17 protein-coding genes are annotated in these 20,977 nt (G+C 51.3%); 8 read left to right on the top strand and 9 right to left on the bottom strand.

All coding sequences use genetic code 11. The features are described from left to right. Positions 1–11: 11 nt before the first annotated feature. The 5 genes from treY to ACLJQD_RS07475 all read right to left on the bottom strand — a co-directional run bounded on the left by treY (position 12) and on the right by ACLJQD_RS07475 (position 6,475). A complete protein-coding gene (gene treY / locus ACLJQD_RS07495; RefSeq protein WP_017441344.1) occupies positions 12–2,540 on the bottom strand; it encodes a malto-oligosyltrehalose synthase in 2,529 nt (842 codons plus the stop codon). Beyond that, positions 2,537–4,321, bottom strand: a complete 1,785-nt coding sequence (gene treZ / locus ACLJQD_RS07490; protein ID WP_017441343.1) for a malto-oligosyltrehalose trehalohydrolase — start codon at positions 4,319–4,321, stop codon at positions 2,537–2,539. The genes treY and treZ overlap by 4 nt, the downstream gene beginning before the upstream one ends. A gap of 128 nt (positions 4,322–4,449) precedes the next feature. After that, positions 4,450–5,235 carry an OBAP family protein gene (locus tag ACLJQD_RS07485; protein WP_017441342.1) on the bottom strand — a complete coding sequence of 262 codons (786 nt, stop codon included), beginning with the start codon at positions 5,233–5,235 and terminating at the stop codon, positions 4,450–4,452. Between the two features lie 142 nt (positions 5,236–5,377). Then, positions 5,378–5,707 (bottom strand): acid-activated periplasmic chaperone HdeB, encoded by a 330-nt coding sequence (hdeB, locus tag ACLJQD_RS07480; protein WP_001032161.1) that lies wholly within the window; start codon positions 5,705–5,707, stop codon positions 5,378–5,380. Positions 5,708–6,043: 336 nt separating this feature from the next. Next, the gene (locus ACLJQD_RS07475) at positions 6,044–6,475 is read right to left on the bottom strand and encodes an OsmC family protein (RefSeq protein WP_000152297.1); all 432 of its coding nucleotides are present in this window, start codon (positions 6,473–6,475) and stop codon (positions 6,044–6,046) included. Positions 6,476–6,986: 511 nt separating this feature from the next. On the opposite strand from ACLJQD_RS07475, the gene bdm reads away from it, so the two are divergent. From bdm to adhP, 4 genes are all read left to right on the top strand, one after another. Next, positions 6,987–7,202, top strand: a complete 216-nt coding sequence (gene bdm, locus ACLJQD_RS07470) for a biofilm-dependent modulation protein (protein ID WP_000495700.1) — start codon at positions 6,987–6,989, stop codon at positions 7,200–7,202. Between the two features lie 94 nt (positions 7,203–7,296). Continuing rightward, positions 7,297–7,440 (top strand): stationary-phase-induced ribosome-associated protein, encoded by a 144-nt coding sequence (gene sra / locus ACLJQD_RS07465; RefSeq protein WP_000841559.1) that lies wholly within the window; start codon positions 7,297–7,299, stop codon positions 7,438–7,440. Between the two features lie 176 nt (positions 7,441–7,616). Continuing rightward, positions 7,617–9,314: an NAD-dependent malic enzyme gene (locus tag ACLJQD_RS07460; protein WP_000450511.1), complete on the top strand. Its 1,698-nt coding sequence runs from the start codon at positions 7,617–7,619 to the stop codon at positions 9,312–9,314. 281 nt (positions 9,315–9,595) lie between these two features. Beyond that, a complete protein-coding gene (gene adhP, locus ACLJQD_RS07455; protein WP_000642447.1) occupies positions 9,596–10,606 on the top strand; it encodes an alcohol dehydrogenase AdhP in 1,011 nt (336 codons plus the stop codon). Positions 10,607–10,696: 90 nt separating this feature from the next. On the opposite strand, the gene fdnI is transcribed toward adhP, so the two are convergent. From fdnI to fdnG, 3 genes are read right to left on the bottom strand one after another with little or no spacing between them, the layout of a single operon-like run. Further along, on the bottom strand, positions 10,697–11,353 hold the full coding sequence (gene fdnI, locus ACLJQD_RS07450) for a formate dehydrogenase-N subunit gamma (RefSeq protein WP_000045658.1): 657 nt from the start codon (positions 11,351–11,353) through the stop codon (positions 10,697–10,699). Continuing rightward, a complete protein-coding gene (gene fdxH / locus ACLJQD_RS07445; protein WP_000061599.1) occupies positions 11,346–12,230 on the bottom strand; it encodes a formate dehydrogenase subunit beta in 885 nt (294 codons plus the stop codon). The genes fdnI and fdxH overlap by 8 nt, the downstream gene beginning before the upstream one ends. 13 nt (positions 12,231–12,243) lie before the next feature. Further along, positions 12,244–15,291 carry a formate dehydrogenase-N subunit alpha gene (gene fdnG, locus ACLJQD_RS07440; protein WP_077684034.1) on the bottom strand — a complete coding sequence of 1,016 codons (3,048 nt, stop codon included), beginning with the start codon at positions 15,289–15,291 and terminating at the stop codon, positions 12,244–12,246. A 277-nt stretch (positions 15,292–15,568) separates the two neighbouring features. Here fdnG and yddG point away from each other — a divergent pair, with 277 nt between their 5' ends. From yddG to ACLJQD_RS07425, 3 genes are all read left to right on the top strand, one after another. Then, entirely contained in the window at positions 15,569–16,450 is an 882-nt protein-coding gene (gene yddG / locus ACLJQD_RS07435) for an aromatic amino acid efflux DMT transporter YddG (protein ID WP_017441340.1), read from the top strand. Positions 16,451–16,974: 524 nt separating this feature from the next. Continuing rightward, positions 16,975–18,057: a porin OmpD gene (gene ompD / locus ACLJQD_RS07430; RefSeq protein WP_000769043.1), complete on the top strand. Its 1,083-nt coding sequence runs from the start codon at positions 16,975–16,977 to the stop codon at positions 18,055–18,057. Positions 18,058–18,200: 143 nt separating this feature from the next. Further along, positions 18,201–18,581 (top strand): GFA family protein, encoded by a 381-nt coding sequence (locus ACLJQD_RS07425; RefSeq protein ID WP_014343841.1) that lies wholly within the window; start codon positions 18,201–18,203, stop codon positions 18,579–18,581. Positions 18,582–18,605: 24 nt separating this feature from the next. Here ACLJQD_RS07425 and smvA read toward each other — a convergent pair whose 3' ends face one another. Continuing rightward, positions 18,606–20,093 carry a methyl viologen efflux MFS transporter SmvA gene (gene smvA / locus ACLJQD_RS07420; RefSeq protein WP_017441339.1) on the bottom strand — a complete coding sequence of 496 codons (1,488 nt, stop codon included), beginning with the start codon at positions 20,091–20,093 and terminating at the stop codon, positions 18,606–18,608. A 117-nt stretch (positions 20,094–20,210) separates the two neighbouring features. Here smvA and ACLJQD_RS07415 point away from each other — a divergent pair, with 117 nt between their 5' ends. Beyond that, complete coding sequence (locus ACLJQD_RS07415) at positions 20,211–20,789, top strand: TetR family transcriptional regulator (RefSeq protein ID WP_017441338.1); 579 nt, start codon at positions 20,211–20,213, stop codon at positions 20,787–20,789. Positions 20,790–20,977: the final 188 nt, after the last annotated feature.

The raw sequence follows: 20,977 nt of genomic DNA, 5'->3' as shown, positions 1-20,977 counted from the left end.
AACACATAAACTCAGTCGCTCATTAAAACCAGTACGCCGCCCTGATGTGAGGCCAACGACAGGCGTTCACCAGGCATTAACCTCTCCTGGGTAAGCACATTGCGATAACGATGCTGATTAAGCTGTCCGGGTATAATAATGTCGGTTCCTGCCCAGAAACCGCTATGCGATTGTGACAATAAGCCGTCACATTCGGCGAACACCAGTCGGGGCGCAACAACAATCAGCGCATCATCATGATTAACTCTGGCGTAAGCGATGACCTTGTCGGCACGCTGACCAACAGCCCGCAGCGGTATATAGTCGCCAAAACGGAAGAGCTCCTGATTCTGCTGACGCAGACGCAGTAATGCAGCGGTGACATACTGATTCACCTGCCCGTTCAGCCAACTCTCTTCGCGCGAGAAAACTCCCGGCGTTAGTTGGTCTAACTGCTGCGCCAGCGTGGCGAAATCCGGTTCGCGGCGGTTGTCGGGATCGACAAGACTAAAATTTAACGCCTCGCTCCCCTGATAGATATCAGGTACCCCCGGCGCGGTTAATTTGATAACGGTCTGCGTCAGGCTGTTAACCAGCCCTGCGCGGATGAAGGGTTGCAAGGAACGATAAAAATCCTGCAAAAATGTCTGATTATCCGGCGCCAGTAAATAACGGGCGTAATCAAGCATTGCCGTTTCGTAAGCCTCATTACTGTCCACCCAATCGGTACGCAGCTTCGCTTCGCGTAGCGCTTTCTCCACAAAGGCTTCAAAGCGTATTTTCAGCGCGTTTAGGCCAGTTTCGTCCTGTGGTTGTAGCATCGGGGGCCAGACGCCGGTCAGCGCCTGATATAACATCCACGTATCCGCCGATTTTGGCGCAGTGCCATCATTTAAAAATTTGACATGGGTCTGGTTCATCTGCCGCCAGCGGGCAAGGCATTCGCTCCACTGTTCCGGCGCTTCGGTAAGCGTATACAGGCGTGCTCGCGCATCCTCGCCTCGCTTGGTATCGTGGGTCGACGTACCGGATAGCGCATCAGGCTGTCGCGCCTGTCGGGTTTTCATCTCATGGTGAAAGCGTTCAATGGAGAAGTGATGCGTGACGGGCTCGGCGCCGACTTCATTTAACGCCAGTCCCATGTTTTGACGAAAGAAAAGCGTATCCTCTACCGATTTCGCCATCAGCGGACCGGTGAGTTGCTGGAATCGAACGCGAAACTGTGTCGCCTCCTCCTGGCTGGAGGCGGGAACATCGCCGGTAAGAAGGCGGCTCAGAAATGTAAGCGCTTCTGGCTGCGGAGGATTTTCAAGCGTCTTTACCCGTTCCACAATACGGTGTAACAGGCAAATATCGGTCGGCGGTAGCCCTTCTGCCGTGCCGTAAGTGCGATATACGGGAAAGGCAATTAATAACTCGCGTAACGCCTGCCGAACGACGCTCTCTTCCTGTGCGATCTGTAGCTCGCTGGCAATCGACAGCGCAAGCGCGAGCAGCCGGGTAAATTCCCCCTCGAAATTGCGATCGACCATCAGCAATTTAGCCGCCCGTAATTCCGCCCGCATATCCACTGGCGCGCCTTTAACGGTCTCGTAAGCCTGGCGCAGATTGTCTATCTGCTCATCGTCAACCAGCACCTCCGCCAGCGAGGCGATAAATTCATAGCCTGTGGTGCCGGAAACCGGCCAGTCATCAGGAAGTTGCTCGCCTTTAGCGAGAATTTTTTCCACGGTGATATAGCACGCCGGCCCCACTTCCTGACGTAAACGCGCAAGATAGGCTTTCGGATCGGCAAGGCCGTCGATATGATCGATACGTAAACCGTCAACCGCCCCTGTTCTGACCAGCTCCAGAATCAGCCGATGTGTATCGTCGAAGACGGTTTTATCTTCCACCCGCATTCCTACCAGCCCTGTGACCTCAAAGAAACGCCGATATGAGAGCGAGCGAGCGGCATCGCGCCAGGACATTAATTTCCACGGCTGGCGCTCATGCAAATCAGCAATAGCGGCTTTATCGGTAAGCGCCAGTATTTCAGCCTCGCGCCCCTGCCACGTCGCCGGCGCAAGCGGATAATAGTTATCATAATAGGCGAACGTGGGTTTACCCGTAGCGGGATCGGGCTTGATCGCAATTTCTCCGTTTTCCAGCACGGCGTCAAACGTGTCGCCTAAAAAAGGCAGCGTCAGTCGGCGCGACCAGTCAATATCGAAATGGCGCGCGTAACGGCTCTCCTTGCCATATTCAAGCACGTCGCGCCACCAGGCGTTTTCCAGCGAGCTGGCCATGTGATTAGGCACAATATCGATGATCAATCCCAGACCTTGCGCTTTAAGTTCAGCTACCAGTCTTTCAAATCCTTCGCGCCCGCCAATAGAAGGCTCAATCTCATTCGCATCGGTGACATCATAACCATGCGTTGACGCTTTGGTGGCGGTAAAGATGGGTGAGGCATAAAGATGGCTGATACCCAGATTTTTAAGGTAAGGCACCAGCGCCGCAGCGCGATCGAAGGTCATGCCATTACGAAACTGAAGGCGATACGTTGCAGTTGGGATCATGATGCAGACTCTCCCTGGGCTAAGCGAACAATAAGAGAATGTTGGGAAAGCGACCCGGTGGATTCATTAGGCCAGGCGAAGAGGGTCTTACCCGGTAAATCGGGCAGTAATACCGTCGTGGCGCTAATATTCAGCGCCAGTGACAGTGTTCCTCCCGGAAAACGCCAGCTAACGGCAATAAACCCGGGCGCGGTTTGCAATACCGTTCCTGAGCTCTCACGGGCAGCGGACAACAGCGGCACGATATGCTTCTGGCGCAAAAGCAGTAGTTCGCGGGTAAACGCCAGCCACGCTTTACCCTCTTCACTGTGCTGTTGCTTCCAGTTAAGTTTTGAGCGTTGAAAGGTCTCTGGCGCATTCGGGTCCGGAACATTTTCCCCTGCATGATCGGCAAATTCTTTTGCGCGACCTTCACGAACGGCGCGGGCTAAATCCCCATGGAAATCGGTAAAAAAAAGAAAAGGACGGCTTTCGCCATACTCTTCGCCCATAAAAAGCAGCGGAATATGCGGTGAAAGCAGCAACGTGGCGAGCAATACTTTTGTTCGTTCAGCGCCCGCCAGGGTTATCAGTCTGTCGCCCTGGGCGCGGTTACCGACCTGATCGTGGTTCTGAATAAAATCCACAAAGGTGACCGGGGGTTGTCCGGTACTTTTTACGCCGCGAGGTTCGCCGGTTTGTGGTGAAATTTCTCCCTGATAAGCGAATCCTTCGGCCAGCGCTCTTGCGAGGTGTTTTTCCGGGGCATCAGCAAAATCGTTGTAGTAGGCCTGGGTCTCTCCGGTCGCAAAAACGTGGATGGCATTATGAAAATCGTCATTCCATTCGGCGGTAAACAGCGGCGCATTGCCATCCTGATCACGGGGATGCAGAGAAATAATATTGCGGCTATCTTCGGTGGTCAGATGAATGGGTCTGTCGGTAATGTCTTCCCGAATACGTTGTGCGATTTCAACCAGCACATGCCTGGCGCTACTGTCCTCAATCTGATCGATAGCGTCAAAGCGTAAGCCGTCGAGATGGTATTCTGTCAGCCAGTATAACGGCGCCTCGATGATATAGCGCCGCACGGCGTCGACATCATAGGCGATACCATTTCCCCACGGCGTCATGCGCTCTTTGTGGAAAAACGCCGGTGCCAATAGCGGTAAATAATTTCCTTCCGGGCCGAAATGGTTCAGCACAATATCCAGGACGACGGAAAGACCATACCCATGCGCGGCGTCAATAAACGCCTTGAAATCATCCGGCGTCCCATAGGCAGAATGCGGCGCGTAAAGCAGTACGCCGTCATAGCCCCAGCCACGCTCGCCGCCAAATTGCGCAACGGGCATCACTTCAATAACGGTAACGCCGAGTTCAGCGAGATAAGGCAGCTTCGCTATTGCGGCGCGGAAGGTGCCTTCCGGAGTGAACGTGCCTGTATGCATCTCATACACCACGGCCTGCTCCCAACGGCTACCTTTCCACCCGGTGTTGCGCCACGTGTAGCTGCCTGGATCAACCACATATGACGGACCGTTGACGTCAGTTTTTTGAGCGCGGGAAGCCGGATCGGGGACCACCATGCCATCGCTGAGTACAAAATTATACTCCGTACCTGGCGTCACCCCGGATACATCCAGCGTAAACCAGCCGTCACCGCTCGCCTGCATTTCCTGGTCTTTACCCGCAAGCCTGAGCATAACCTTTTGCTGACCGGTGGCCCAAAGACGAAAGCGGACGACATCAGCGGCGATATATTCAGCTCCCCAGCTTTTGCAAAAAATTTTTGAACTCATTTGTCGCTCCGTTTAACCCATAACCTCTACAGCATCCGAAAAACAAGCATAGACTATGGGGCTAATTTTTACGTGACACTGTCACTTAACAGGCATTCTTTTTCCTATCTGCGTGTAAAACCGTGGAATTATTGTCGGGATTGCTCAGATGTACCGAAGTGCGCGGTATCGCCTCGCCCGTGTTCGCCAGAGCCCTGAACACGCTGTAGCTGGATAACCTCCCCCTGCTCCCAGGCGTTAGCCCCCTTAACAACGGGATGCTCAGGCAGATCCTGCCGCTCGCGTTTAATGGCTTGGGTATCAATTCCCAGACGGCGATCCCGATCGGCCAGCAGCGCGGGGTCAAGCTGGCCGTCGCCAGTAAAGCCCATCATCAGCGCAGGGATACCCATTGGCAGGGTTTTATCCCGGTCGGTATGCCAGGTGTGCCAGGTCTTGCCATAAGTATTAACAATCTTACTCATCAACGCTTTATCAGCGACCTGCGGTAAGCCAGGCGCCACCAGGCTACCGGATTTCACCTCGTACTGGTGGCTGTGCCACAGTTTTTTCTCCTCGGGAGGAAGCGTTTTAAATAAACGTTCGCTGATAATGTACTCCACCCCCATCAGGCGCGCGTTTTTCGTATTGCCGTCGTAAATCACCGCCTGCATGACATCTTCGTTCAGGACGGTAACGTAATGGTGCGCTTCCATCTGTCCGTTTTTATCACCGCTATAAAAATGGAACCCGTCAAGGTAGGTACTGATGGCATCGACAGGTGGTCTGGATTGAATAGCCGCCGCGCCTGTTTCCAGGGTACGTAATTTGGCAGAGGTTTTTTCCCCGGGAATAGGCGTTTGCGGCGGCGTATTATTGGCGCCGCATCCGGCCAGAAAAGAAATGATAAAGAGTGCCAGCGGTAAAATTTTCATTAGGTCTCCATATAGTGAAAGGGCTCTAATGAAAATAGTGCAATACCACGTGATTGGTAGAAGAAATGGAAGATGTTATTTGTGACGGCGTCACAAATAGTAAAACCCGACACACAGGCCGGGTTTTGATATCAGTTTACTCTTATTTTGAGAGTTCTTTCTTGATTTCGTCTTTTATTTTGCTTAATTCACTCTGCGGGTTTTTCTTACAAAGCTCAACGGCCAGCGGCACTGCTGTCGTCTCAGTTTCCTGGAAATCAACGTAGTCCCCGCCTTTAAAATCTTCATCTTCATTCAGCACCCAGAAAGCGACTGGCGCCATCGTCTGCGGATTGAGGTCAACAAACTCCTGGCAGCTCATACCTTTAGGCGTAACGTTTGTTTTAGTAGTATCTGTTGCCGCATTCACGCTAACACTGGTTACCAGCGCTGCCACGATAATACCTGCTGTAGCAAGGGAGAATTTATTCATTGTTGTTGCTCCAATAATTATATAAATAACCTCTACATCTGCGCGTTAACCCGTTAATGTAGAACGCAGAAAATAATACCCCTCCTCTCTCAGGAATAAAGATCACCCTCCGCGATATGGCTATTATTGATATTTACGTTGACTGATTTTGATGTTTGATGAATAAAGCAACATGGCGAGCAGATTTTAGGGCGAAAAAGTAGGCCACGACAATAGCCACTGACGTGGTCTACGGTACGTTGAGGTGATAGAAATACGGCAGCCGGGAGCGAGCCCTCCGTCTGAAGGTATATTCATCAGCCCGATCAACCCATCGTTACCGGGCTGGAGAGGTTATCAGGCGTTAAGCTGGTAGTCGAGGGTGATTTCCGCATTCAGAACCTGCGATACCGGGCACCCGGCTTTTGCTTTCTGGATGATTTGATCGAAAGTTGAAGCATCAATATCTGCTACCGCGACTTTGCTTTGTAGCGCAATTTTGGTAATGGCGAAGCCCGCCTCCACCTTATCAAGCGATACGTCAGCGGTGGTGTCAATGGATGTCGGCGTAAATCCAGCCTCTCCCAGCATGAGTGATAGCGCCATGGAGAAACAGGCCGCATGTGCGGCGCCAATTAACTCTTCCGGGTTGGTTCCCTGCGCGCCTTCGAACCGGGTATTGAATCCATACGGTTGTTGATTAAGCACGCCGCTTTCTGTTGATACAGTACCTTTACCTCGTTTGATGTCGCCTTCCCAGTGTGCCTGACCTTTCTTATGGATTGTCATTTTTGCTCTCCTGTTGGCTCAAAAAATAAAGTATAGACCATGCTGCTAATCTGCGTTGTCCATGCCGATGGAGGTAGCATGTTGTCGATTACCCGCACTTCAGATATAGAAAATAGTTGTATACTTTTTCAATGATGGATATTAAACCAACAGGCCTCACTTTCTTTAAAGAATATATCCCTCCTTTTATCCTTACTTTTTCTTCTGGAGGCGTATTCCATTATGTATATTTTAATTCAAATTAAGATTTGTCTTATCTCGTTGTAATAAAGGATAAAAATCGCAATAACTAGCCTTTTAAATGTATATTAATTGACCACTATTTGTATGAGGATATGTAATTGGCAAACGTAATATATTTTCTTCTGGGGTAAGCAATTAGAGTTCCGTCTTGCGTTAAAATAACTCCAGGACTAATCTTAACCACAGCCGCAAAAATATTTGCCATGCTGAATACGAATTAATTTTCTGCGAGCCGTACTAAATAAATACATGTTCACGGAGGCATTATATGTTTACTTATCACTCAGCAAATACCTCAGCAGCACAACCAGCCCTGGTCAACGCGATTGAACAAGGATTACGCGCGGAGTTAGGCGTTGTCACTGAAGATGATATTTTAATGGAGCTGACCAAATGGGTTGAGGCTTCCGACAATGACATCCTCAGTGACATCTACCAGCAGACCATCAACTATGTGGTAAGCGGGCAGCACCCGACTCTGTAAAACCTGCTATGCTGTATCGGCAACCTTAGGGGTTACGTTTCTTTCGCGTAAGCGAATTTGTCCTTAAAACTAGCAACAGGATTGAGGAGTTAACATGAAATCGAACCGTCAGGCTCGTCATATACTTGGACTGGATTACAGAATTTCCAACCAGCGTAAGGTTGTTACTGAAGGCGACACCAGCAGCGTGGTGAATAACCCAACCGGCAGAAAGCGCCGCGCCGATAGCCAAAAGTAATCGTACAGTCCTGAAATGACGTTAAACACCATTGCATCTGCAATGGTGTTTTTGTTTATAGGAATGACCTTAACGTCTCACAATGCTTTATACTCAGGGTCGGTTCCCTGGTGGAAGGCAATATATGATGATAAACGACGGTGCCAGGGACAGTTATTCGAAAAAGAGTGAGTAACATGGAAACTACAACCAAGAAAGCACGTTCCCTTTATATCCCTTACGCTGGCCCTGTATTGCTGGAATTCCCCCTGTTAAACAAAGGCAGCGCTTTTAGCGTAGAAGAGCGCCGCAACTTCAATTTGTCAGGGCTGCTGCCAGAGGTCGTCGAGTCGATTGAAGAACAGGCCGAACGCGCCTGGCTCCAGTATCAGGGGTTTAAAACAGAAATCGATAAGCATATTTACCTGCGTAACATCCAGGATACCAACGAAACGCTCTTTTATCGACTGGTGCAAAACCATCTTGAAGAGATGATGCCGGTTATCTATACCCCGACCGTGGGCGCGGCCTGTGAGCGCTTCTCTGAGATTTATCGCCGGGCGCGCGGCGTATTTATCTCTTATCCGAACCGTCACAATATGGACGACATTTTGCAGAATGTGCCTAACCACAACATTAAAGTTATTGTGGTGACGGATGGCGAACGGATTCTGGGGCTTGGCGATCAGGGCATCGGCGGGATGGGGATCCCTATCGGTAAGCTGTCATTATACACAGCCTGCGGCGGCATTAGTCCGGCCTATACCCTTCCCGTTGTGCTGGATGTCGGCACCAACAATCAACAGTTACTCAACGATCCGCTTTACATGGGCTGGCGTCATCCGCGCATTACCGACGATGAGTATTATGCGTTCGTCGATGAGTTTATTCAGGCCGTTAAGCAGCGCTGGCCAGATATCCTGCTACAGTTCGAAGATTTCGCGCAGAAAAACGCAATGCCGCTGTTGACGCGCTATCGTGATGAGATTTGCTCCTTTAACGATGATATTCAGGGCACCGCAGCCGTGACCGTCGGTACGTTGATCGCCGCCAGCCGCGCTGCCGGCAGTCAGCTTAGCGAGCAGAAAATCGTTTTCCTCGGCGCGGGTTCCGCCGGATGTGGGATTGCTGAACAGATCATCGCGCAGACTCAGCGTGAAGGTTTAAGCGAAGATGCCGCCCGACAGAACGTTTTTATGGTCGATCGCTTCGGCCTGTTGACGGACCGGATGCCAAATTTATTGCCGTTCCAGGCAAAACTGGTGCAGAAATGCGACAATCTCCAGCACTGGGATACCGAAAATGACGTGTTGTCGCTGCTGGATGTGGTGCGTAACGTGAAGCCGGATATTCTGATCGGGGTTTCCGGCCAGACCGGGCTCTTTACTGAAGAGATCATCCGCGAGATGCATAAGCATTGCCCTCGCCCGATCGTCATGCCGCTCTCTAATCCCACCTCTCGCGTGGAGGCCACGCCACAGGACATTATCGCCTGGACGGAAGGCAACGCGCTGGTGGCAACCGGCAGCCCATTCTCGCCGGTCATCTGGAAAGATAAGGTTTATCCGATCGCACAATGTAATAACGCCTATATTTTCCCCGGCATCGGTCTGGGGGTTATCGCTTCCGGCGCATCGCGCATTACTGATGAAATGCTGATGTCAGCCAGTGAGACGCTGGCGAAACATTCTCCGCTGGTGAATAACGGCGAAGGATTAGTGTTACCAGCGCTTAAAGACATCCAGGTCGTGTCGCGCGCTATCGCTTTTGCCGTAGGTAAAATGGCGCAGCAACAAGGCGTAGCGGTGAAAACCTCAGCGGAAGCGCTGCAACAGGCGATTGACGATAACTTCTGGAAACCGGAATACCGCGACTACCGTCGGACTTCCATTTAATACGTACCCGGCGGTGAATGCCGCCGGATATCACTTTCTTCTTTAGTTTTGGCGAGTCTGTCGACACACCTGAATTCCTTTCCCTGCTTATTTGTCAAGCTACTAATATTAGCCACCTTTATGTATTGAACGGGGATTTATCAGGATAATCCTGGCTAAACTATTACATTGTATTTCTGCCGCCTTGCATAACTCATCAGAAATATTAATCCTAAAGAGGTAATAGCGCCTTACCTGCTATTACCTGCTATGCAGTTCACTATTAATAAAAGGAGAAGGTTATGAAAGCTGCTGTTGTCACACAAGATCATCAGGTTGATGTTACTGAGAAAACGCTGCGTCCCCTTCGCCACGGTGAAGCTTTGCTAAAAATGGAGTGCTGCGGCGTATGCCATACCGATCTACACGTGAAAAACGGCGATTTCGGTGACAAAACCGGCGTCATTCTGGGACACGAAGGCATTGGCGTCGTGGCGGAAGTCGGTCCCGGTGTCACCTCGCTGAAACCCGGCGATCGCGCGAGTGTCGCGTGGTTTTATGAAGGATGCGGACACTGTGAGTATTGCAATACGGGCAATGAAACCTTATGCCGCAACGTGAAAAATGCCGGTTACACGGTAGATGGCGGCATGGCCGAAGAGTGTATTGTCGTCGCGGATTATGCGGTGAAAGTACCGGAAGGTCTGGACTCTGCGGCGGCAAGTAGTATTACCTGCGCGGGCGTTACCACCTATAAAGCGGTGAAGATTTCTCATATTAAACCTGGCCAGTGGATTGCCATCTACGGTCTGGGCGGTCTGGGTAATCTGGCCTTGCAGTACGCGAAAAACGTTTTCAATGCGAAAGTGATCGCCATTGATGTCAATGATGGACAACTGAAACTGGCCGAGGAAATGGGCGCAGATCTGACCATTAATTCACGTACGGAAGATGCGGCTAAAATTGTGCAGGAAAAAACCGGTGGCGCGCACGCAGCGGTGGTTACCGCGGTCGCTAAGGCGGCGTTTAATTCCGCAGTAGATGCCGTTCGCGCCGGAGGCCGCGTGGTGGCAGTCGGACTGCCGCCAGAAGCCATGAACCTTGATATCCCTCGCCTGGTGCTGGATGGCATTCAGGTTGTCGGTTCGTTGGTGGGGACACGCCAGGATCTGACCGAAGCCTTCCAGTTCGCGGCGGAAGGAAAAGTCGTACCAAAAGTCGCTCTACGTCCGCTTGAAGATATCAACGTTATTTTTAAAGAGATGGAACAAGGGCAAATTCGTGGCCGTATGGTCATCGATTTCCGTCGTTAAACGATTTGCTGTGGTCGTCTGAGTATACAGACAGCAGATGAAAACAAGGCGCTACGAGGATAGCGCCTTGTTTATCAGATCGCGAAAGAATTACTGAATACCTTTTTCGCTCTCTTTTTTTGCTTCCGCCTTCTCGATTTCACGATACCAGCGTGGATGATGTTTCTTCGCCCAGCGACGGCTGACCTTCCCTTCGATCATGCCTTTAATCGAGCCTTTCACCCAAAATGCCATATACATATGGATGAGGATCGCGTGCATTAAAATAATGCCCGCCGCCGCATGAATTAACAGGCTATAACGCACCACCTGCATGGGGAAATACTGCGCGAAATACGGACGCCAGATAATCACGCCAGTCACCAGCAGCACAAAAATCATGCTCATAATGGACCAGAACATCATCTTCTGTCCGGCATTGTATTTGCCGACATCCGCCACCTTATGCTCATTGCCTTTCAATACTTCGACAATATTTTTCAGCCACGGAATGTCTTTTTTATCCGGGATGTTGTGGTGGACGAAACGCACGAACATAAACATCAGAGCGATGAAAATGGCAATACCGAAGAACGGGTGCAAAATACGTCCCATCTGCGGCGTGCCGAAGGTTTGCGTCAGCCATTGTAGCGTCGGGAAGAAAAACGAAATCCCCGACAGCGCTACCAGGAAGAAGCAGATCACCACCGTCCAGTGACAGGCGCGGTCGACAAATTTCGTGCGCACAATCATTTTCGACTTACTCATGATGATCCTCCTCATCGTCGTCCGTTTCTTTATTCGGGCCAATACCGATGTAGTGGTAAATCAGACCGGCGAAAGTGGCGATAAAGCCCGCTGCGGCCAGCGGTTTTAGCGCCCCTTTCCACAGATTGATTGAGGTATCGATCTGCGGATCTTTCGGCAAGCCGTGGTACAACTCCGGCTGATTGGCATGGTGCAGCACATACATGACGTGCGTACCGCCGACGCCCTGCGGGTTGTAGATACCGGCATGTTCAAAGCCACGCGCTTTTAACTTCTCCACGCGTTGCTCACCCAGTTCCAGCATCTCTTTTTTGGTGCCGAAGTGAATAGCCCCGGTCGGACAAGTTTTGACGCAGGCCGGTTCCTGGCCCACGCTGACGCGATCGACGCAGAGCGTACATTTATAAACGCGGTTGTCCTCTTTGTTGAGGCGCGGAATATTAAACGGACACCCGGCGATACAGTAACCACAGCCGATACAGTGTTCAGATTGAAAATCAACAATCCCGTTCGCGTACTGGATGATAGCCCCGGCAGATGGACAGGCTTTAAGACAGCCTGGATCTTCACAGTGCATACAACCATCTTTACGAATCAGCCACTCCAGCTTGCCGTTCTGCTCGGTTTCGGTAAAGCGCATCACCGTCCAGGACTTGGCGCTGAGATCGGCAGGGTTATCGTACACCCCGACACAATGACCAACGTTATCGCGAATATCGTTCCATTCAGAACAGGCTACCTGGCAGGCTTTACAGCCGACACAGGAGGAGACGTCGATCAGTTTCGCGACTTCGGCTTTGTAATCACGCGCCTGCGGAGGCGGCGTGATGGCGTTTGTTGCGGACCGTTTAATAATGTCCTGCGTTTCCATAGACATATGTTCGCCTCCCTTACGCCTTCTCGATGTTAACTAAAAACGCTTTGTATTCCGGCGTTTGCGAGTTGGCATCACCGACATTTGGCGTCAGAGTATTGGCGATATAGCCTTTGCGCGCGACACCCTCAAAGCCCCAGTGAATCGGGATCCCCACCGTTTCAACCTGCTGACCGTTGACATGCAGGGTGCGAAGACGACGAGTTACCACCGCGACCGCGCGAATAAACCCGCGTTTACTGCTCACCTTCACATAGTCGCCGTTAGCGATACCTTTCGCTGCCGCCAGCGTCTCACTGATCTCCACAAACTGTTCCGGCTGAGCGATAGCGTTAAGTAGCGCATGTTTGGTCCAGGTATGGAAATGCTCTGTGAGGCGGTAAGTCGTGCCCACGTACGGAAACTGCTCCTTCTTACCCATGCGCAGCGCATCTTCTTCATACAGACGCGCCGCCGGGTTCGAGACCACATTCGGGTGCAGCGGGTTAGTGCCCAGCGGCGTTTCCATCGGCTCGTAGTGTTCAGGGAACGGTCCTTCCGCCATTTTATCAATAGCAAACAGACGTCCCAGCCCTTCCGGCTGCATGATAAACGGATTGGTCCCGCTCCCCGGCGCCGCGTTGTTAAAGTCCGGAATATCGTTCCCTGTCCACTTCGCGCCGTTCCACTGGATCAGCATCCGTTTTGGATCCCACGGTTTACCCTGCGGATCAGCCGAAGCGCGGTTATACAATACGCGACGGTTTAGCGGCCACGCCCACGCCCAACCCAGTGTATTGCCAAGCCCTGACGGGTCGGCGTTATCACGTCTGGACATCTGGTTGCCCTGCTCCGTCCAGCTACCGGTATAAATCCAGCAGGAGGAGGATGTCGTACCGTCATCGCGCAGTAATGCAAAACTGCTCAACAACTGGCCTTTCCTGGCAAGCAGTGTACCGTTGGCGTCATAGAGATCTTCCAGCGCATAGCCGTTGTTCTCTTTCGCCACTTCTTCTGAATGCGGTTCATCCGGCTGCTTGTAGTTCCAGCTCATCTTCAATAGTGGTTCGGCGCCTTTACCGCCTTCTGCGCGATACATTTCACGCAGACGATGGTAAATACCGGCCAGAATCTCGCCGTCGTTACGCGCTTCGCCCGGCGCGTCCTGACCTTTCCAGTGCCACTGTAACCAGCGACCGGAGTTAGCGATAGAGCCATCCTCTTCCGCAAAACAGGTAGACGGCAGACGGAAGACTTCGGTCTGAATCGTTGTCGGATCAACATCATTAGATTCGCCGTGGTTCTGCCAGAACGTTGACGTTTCAGTCACCAGCGGATCGATAACGACCAGATACTTCAGTTTGCTTAAGCTTTGCACCACTTTGTTTTTGTCCGGGAAGGACGCCACCGGGTTAAAGCCCTGACAGAAATAGCCGGTGACTTTCCCGCTATCCATCATGTTGAAATATTTGATCACGTCATAGGACTGATCCCACTTAGGCAGCCAGGCAAAGCCCCAGTCATTCTCTTTCTGCGCCGCATCGCCATAGAAAGATTTCATCAGGCTGACGAAGAACTTAGGATAATTACCCCAGTAGTTGACCTGATCGGCCAGCGTCGCTTTGGGGGTATTCGCTGCCAGATAAGTTTGCAGATCGGCCTGTTTTTCTGACGGTAGCGTCAGGTAACCCGGCAGGCTGGTGGAGAGCAGTCCTAAATCCGTTAAACCCTGAATATTAGAGTGGCCGCGCAAAGCGTTCACACCGCCGCCAGCCATCCCCATATTGCCGAGCAGCAACTGGATCATCGCCATGGTACGGATGTTCTGCGCCCCGACGGTATGTTGCGTCCAGCCCAGCGCATACAGGAAGGTGGTAGTGCGATCCGGAACGCTGGTAGAGGCCAACACCTCACACACCTTCAGGAAGTCTGCTTTCGGCGTACCGCAAATGTTTTCCACGACGTCCGGCGTATAGCGCGAAACGTGCTGCTTCAGCAGATTCCACACACAGCGTGGGTGCGTCAACGTTTCATCACGTTTGGCATAGCCGTTTTCATCGAACTGGTAGTTCCAGGAGGATTTATCGTACTGACGCTTTTGGGCGTCATAGCCGCTGAAAAGACCGTCATCAAAGGCAAAATCATCCCGCACCAGCAGGCTGGCGTTGGTGTAATGCTTAACGTATTCAGCGTTGATTTTGTTATTTTCGATCAGGTACAGCAAAACGCCGGACAGAAAGGTAATGTCTGTACCGGAACGTATTGGCGCATAGATATCCGCCACCGACGCCGTACGCGTAAAGCGTGGATCAACGACAATCAGCGTCGCATCGTTATTGTTTTTCGCTTCCATCGCCCAGCGGAAACCCACCGGATGCGCTTCTGCGGCATTGCCGCCCATCACCATCACGACGTTGGCGTTTTTAATATCCACCCAGTGGTTGGTCATCGCACCGCGACCAAATGTTGGAGCAAGACTTGCTACCGTTGGTCCGTGTCAAACGCGCGCCTGGTTATCTACCGCCAGCATACCGAGAGAACGCGCAAACTTCTGCGTCAGCATACCCGTTTCATTGCTGGCCGCCGAGGCGCACAGCATTCCGGTAGAGAGCCAGCGGTTAACCGTGACGCCCTGCTCATTCTTTTCAATAAAGTTGGCGTCGCGGTCGGCTTTCATTAATTTAGCAATACGAGTGAAAGCGTCATCCCAGCTAATGCGCTGCCACTTGTCGGAACCCGGCGCGCGGTATTCCGGATAGCGTAGGCGATCTTCACTGTGAACATAGTCCAGCAAACCGGCCCCTTTCGGGCACAGCGCGCCACGGCTTACCGGATGATCCGGGTCGCCTTCAATATGGTAAATCGCTTCTTTCGCGTTTTTTGCCCCATCTCCCAGGCTATACATTAATAGCCCGCAACCTACGGAACAGTATGTGCAGGAGTTACGGATCTCTTTTGCGCGCAACAGCTTATAGTTTCGCGCCTGAGCCAGGGCCATTTTAGGGGTAAAACCCAGTGCGGCCACCGTTGTTCCCGCCATACCGCCCGCGCAGATTTTAAAAAATTGTCTGCGGCTGACGTCCATTGCTTTCCTCTTTTTTCCACGGATGCACGCCTCCTTCGAACTGCAGCAAAACCTCAGTCCAGGATGCGTGTATAACTTCGCGAGGAAACTAACAGCAAAATCGATAACTTTTTTGCGTCAAATCAATATTGAAACGGTTCCGCTACTAAATAGCCCTATTTTTAAACTGCAATAACTCCAGGGAGGTACTAAAAAATGACACTGCATGGCATCGCCCCCGGAAAAAGTGCTATAAGTGGCAGTTTATTTTGCGTGGTATTCAGGACAGTCACAAAGCATGACATCACAAAAAGCAACGCTAATAGGGCTTGTTGCCATCGTTCTGTGGAGCACGATGGTTGGGTTAATTCGCGGCGTCAGCGAAGGTCTCGGACCGGTAGGCGGCGCAGCCATGATCTATTCATTAAGCGGCCTGCTGCTGATTTTTACCGTCGGATTACCTGATATCCGTCGTTTCCCGGGGCGATACCTCATCGCAGGCAGTGTACTGTTTGTCAGTTATGAAATATGCCTGGCGCTTTCTCTCGGTTATGCCGCCACTCGCCATCAGGCTATCGAAGTCGGCATGGTTAACTATTTATGGCCCAGCCTGACCATTCTGTTTGCCATTCTTTTTAACGGGCAAAAAACTAACTGGCTTATTGTTCCTGGATTGCTTATTGCACTTACTGGCGTTTGCTGGGTTCTGGGGGGCGAGAATGGTCTTAATGCCGAAGAAATTATCAGCAATGTCGCCACCAGTCCGCTAAGTTATTTCCTGGCATTTCTTGGGGCGTTTATATGGGCGACGTACTGCACTGTCACAAATAAATATGCGCGTGGTTTTAACGGTATCACCGTCTTTGTGTTACTCACCGCCGTGGCGCTGTGGTTACACTATTTTCTTACGCCGCAACCTGCCATGATATTTAGCCTACCGGTGATTGCTAAACTTTTTACCGCGGCATTAACGTTGGGGTTTGCCTACGCAGCATGGAATGTGGGCATACTTCATGGCAATGTGACTATCATGGCCGTAGGGTCTTATTTTACCCCCGTCATGTCCTCTGCTCTGGCAGCGCTGTTACTCAGCTCACCACTGTCATTCTCCTTCTGGCAAGGCGCAGTCATGGTTTGCGTAGGTTCACTACTTTGTTGGCTGGCAACGCGGCGGCGCTAATAGCGACGGGCGGGCCGATATTGATATTAAATCGACCCGCTGTACCTTGACACTCTTCATAACACAACTACGCTTTTATCTATTGCCTGTGCGTATTTGACGATTTTCCATTTTCACGTGTTCCTCCTGCGCCATACCAGGATTGCGCTGGTAAAAATGAATTTTATAAAATCGTTAAATATGTTAATGTAATGATATAATTATATTAACAAATATATAATTAACGTTAGCTCGCAACTGTTATTAGTGCATATAATAATCAATCGTTACTACCAAAAATAAAACCATAAACAGCCCAATAGTCCCCTCCGAAAATATATCTTATTAGACAGTCCCTATTTGAATTAATACTCTCAAATGTATTAAGGAGATCTCGATCACACAAATTAAAATAATTTGTAATCTTATGAAACTTATTATTGAACTTATGCCACTCCGTCATTTAAAAATAGTCTGCCATTGACAAACGCCTCGTTTAACAATGGTTGAGGAAACACGCTAAGAAAATTATAAGGATTATTAAAATGAAACTTAAGTTAGTGGCAGTGGCAGTGACTTCCCTGTTGGCAGCAGGCGTTGTAAATGCAGCCGAGGTATATAACAAAGACGGCAATAAACTGGATCTGTACGGTAAAGTTCACGCTCAGCATTATTTCTCTGATGATAACGGAAGTGATGGTGACAAAACTTACGCGCGTCTGGGCTTTAAAGGCGAAACGCAGATCAATGACCAACTGGTTGGTTTTGGCCAGTGGGAATATGAATTCAAAGGCAACCGTACTGAATCTGAAGGTTCCGACAAAGACAAAACCCGTCTGGCATTCGCTGGTCTGAAATTCGCTGAATACGGTTCTTTCGACTACGGTCGTAACTACGGCGTTGCTTACGACATCGGCGCATGGACCGACGTTCTGCCAGAGTTCGGTGGCGATACCTGGACCCAGACTGACGTATTCATGACCCAGCGTGCTACCGGCGTTGCCACCTACCGTAACACCGATTTCTTCGGTCTGGTTGAAGGTCTGAACTTTGCCGCGCAGTATCAGGGCAAAAACGATCGTGACAATGAAGTAGAAGCAAACGGCGACGGTTTCGGTCTGTCCGCAACGTATGAGTACGAAGGTTTTGGCGTGGGTGCGGCCTATGCGAAGTCTGACCGTACTGACCGTCAGGTGCGCAACGGCACCAATGGCCTGTATGCTTCTGGCCAGAATGCGGAAGTGTGGGCTGCTGGTCTGAAATATGATGCGAACAATATCTATCTGGCGACCACCTACTCCGAAACGCTGAATATGACCACATTCGGTAAAATCGACGGTATTGCTAACAAAACTCAGAACTTTGAAGCTGTTGCTCAGTACCAGTTCGACTTCGGTCTGCGTCCGTCCATTGCTTACCTGAAATCCAAAGGTAAAGATCTGGGTGCTTACGGCGACCAGGATCTGGTTGAGTACATCGATGTCGGTGCTACCTACTACTTCAACAAAAACATGTCCACCTTCGTTGATTACAAAATCAACCTGCTGGATGACACCAACTTCACTAAAAATGTTGCGCAGATCAGCACTGACAACATCGTTGCTGTTGGTCTGAACTACCAGTTCTAATTTTGTTGTAGTCTGAATACAAAGCCAGTCCTTTCAGGGCTGGCTTTTTCTCTTGATGTAGACTCGGTCATAAGGAGTATGCCGTGCAGACGTTCACTGGTCGTTGTCTTTGCGGACAGAGCCATTTTACCGTTGACGTCGAAATGCTGGATGTCTATGCCTGCCATTGTACGCTGTGTCAAAAATGGTCGGGTGGAATAGCCATGTATCTGGAAGCCTGCGGGCAACCACAGCTAGCCCCCCTTTCCCCGGAACCGCCATACTTTTCATCCTCTTCGCGCGGCGAACGCTACTTCTGTTCCGGCTGCGGGTGTCCGCTGTGGTTTCGGCTTACCGATACCGATCGCTATTTTATTCCCTGGACCTTACTGGAACTGAACGAAGTTGATCGCCGTCGGCTGATTCTGGCTGCGGAAATTTATACCGAAACCCAGCCTGCCTTCTGGCGACTGACGGGGCAATACGCACGCCTCAGCGGTAAAGAGGTTGAGGAAATGGACTCCCCCTGCCAGCTAGCGCATTAAGCGCTTATCTCATCAGGCGTTATGTTATCGGCGTTGGGCTTTTGCCAGGCTGAACCACATCCCTACCGCCAGCAAAAGAAGCATACTCCCGGCGCTGCTTAACGCCACGCTATGCGACCAGATAAAGGCGTGTCTGGCGGCGTCCAGTATTGCCTGCCCCTGCGTGGGCGGTAGGCTATTCGCCAACTGCACGGCTTCTCCCATTGAAGATGACGCTCTGGCAATCTCTTGCGCCTCAAGCCCGGCAGGCAGACGGATAGACGCGGAGAAGCTACGGCTTAACAACAGACCGAAAATGGCGATGCCCAGTCCCGCGCCCAGTTCATAAGCCATCGTTTCTATCGCGCCGGCCGCCGCCGCTTTTTCTGCCGGCGCAGCGGCCATAATTGCCGACGTGGAAGCCAGCAATGCGCTGGCGGCGCTAAATCCCAGCAGCGCCATCAGCCCCCAGGCCTGCCATTGCTGGGTGCTGAAATCCGTCATCGCCAGGCCATAAAAACTCAGCGCGCTTAACGCCATGCCGCCCGTCGCGACCAGCCGTAGTCCCAGACGCGAGACCAGCGCGCCCGCAAGCGGCCCGCTGAATCCACTGGCGACCATCACCGGCAGCATAAATACCCCGGCCTCATAAGGCGATAGCCCGTGAACAAACTGCAGCTCTTGCGCCATCAGAAGCTCAAAACCCACCAGAGTGATCATCGCGGTCATCGCCATCACGACGCCGCTCAGGATAATGCGATGGGTAAATAGTCGCATATCAATCATCGGACGCGATGTCGCAAGCTGTGTGCGGATAAAGAGTCCCAGGAGCAACGCGCCGGTAAGCAGGGTAAACGAGATAACCCACAGCGACAGATGCCCTTTCAGCGCGGTTTTAGCGCTATAGACCAACAGCAAAATGGCAATAATCAGCATCACCGCATGGCCAAGATTGAGCGGTTGATCGCGACGGCCCGCCTGGCGAGGAACATAGCGGGCGGTTAAGCCCATGACGACCAGCACAATCGGCACGTTGATCAGGAAAACCGATCCCCAGTAAAAATGCTCTAATAAGATGCCGCCGATGAGCGGTCCAAACGCCGCTCCGCCCGAACCTACCGCTGCCCAGACGCCCAGCGCCATGTTGCGATGCTTCTCTTCGCAAAAGGTGGCGCGTATCCCGGCCAGCGTCGCCGGTACAATCATCGCCGCGCCAATAGCCAGTAATACCCTGGTGGCGATAAGCCAACTGGCGGTATGCGAAAACGCCGCCGCTAATGATGCCAGGCCAAAGAGCGTCCCGCCCAGCATCAGCAGGCGTTTAAAACCGATACGATCGCCAAGCGCGCCCATCGGCAACACCATGCCAGCCATGACCAAAGAATAAATATCAATGATCCACAGCAGCTCGTTGCCGCTGGCCCCCAGTGTCATACTCAGTGTCGGAGCGGCGACATGCAAGACCGTGGCATCAATGGCGACAGGAATATAGACCAGCACAATAATGACTAACGTTAACCACTGACGAAACATAACTCTCCCTTCAAAAACTCAAATTTGGACGCTTGTCCAGTTTCAGGATCCTACGGTAAGTTGAACGAATGTCCAGCTTTTTGTTACACTGCGCGCATTGGCTAATGTGGGGAAAATATGAGTTACCTTAACCGGGATGAACGCCGCAAAGTGATCCTGCAAGCGGCGATGCGCGTGGCGCTGGCAGAGGGGTTTACCGCCATGACGGTGCGACGAATCGCATCAGAAGCCGATGTCGCCGCCGGCCAGGTGCATCACCACTTCAGCTCGGCGGGCGAGCTCAAAGCGCTGGCCTTTGTCCATTTGATCCGCACCCTGCTTGATGCCGGGCAAGTTCCGCCGCCCGCCACCTGGCGTGCACGGCTTCACGCTATGTTGGGTAGCGAAGACGGCGGCTTTGAGCCTTACATAAAATTGTGGCGAGAGGCGCAAATTCTGGCCGATCGGGATCCGCACATCAGAGATGCTTATCTTCTCACGATGCAGATGTGGCATGAGGAAACGGTCACAATTATCGAGCAGGGCAAACAGGCAGGAGAATTTACGTTTACTGCTAACGCCACGGATATCGCCTGGCGGCTTATCGCACTGGTGTGCGGGCTGGACGGTATGTATGTGCTGGGTATTCCGGAAATGGCCGATCCCGCGTTTAAATACCATCTGGATCGGATGATTACGCTTGAACTCTTTGCGTAAAGTTACAAATAATTTAATAAAAATCACTTTTAGTTTACAAATAGTAACAATTAAGAAACATTATATCTCCTCTTCGCGCCGCGCTGGCCTGGTTTTTTATCTATTCTTTCACTCAATATTCTAAAAAAACTTCAATAAGTTCTCAAAAGAGCGCGTGACGCTCTGTCTCTTTTTTGTGTTTTTTCTCA

Origin of the sequence: Salmonella sp. SAL04214 (assembly GCF_046550615.1) — a bacterium.
In the GTDB taxonomy this organism is placed as follows: domain Bacteria; phylum Pseudomonadota; class Gammaproteobacteria; order Enterobacterales; family Enterobacteriaceae; genus Salmonella; species Salmonella enterica.
The sequence above is the reverse complement of the archived record's forward strand: the minus strand, read 5'-3'. Positions and strand labels throughout refer to the sequence as shown.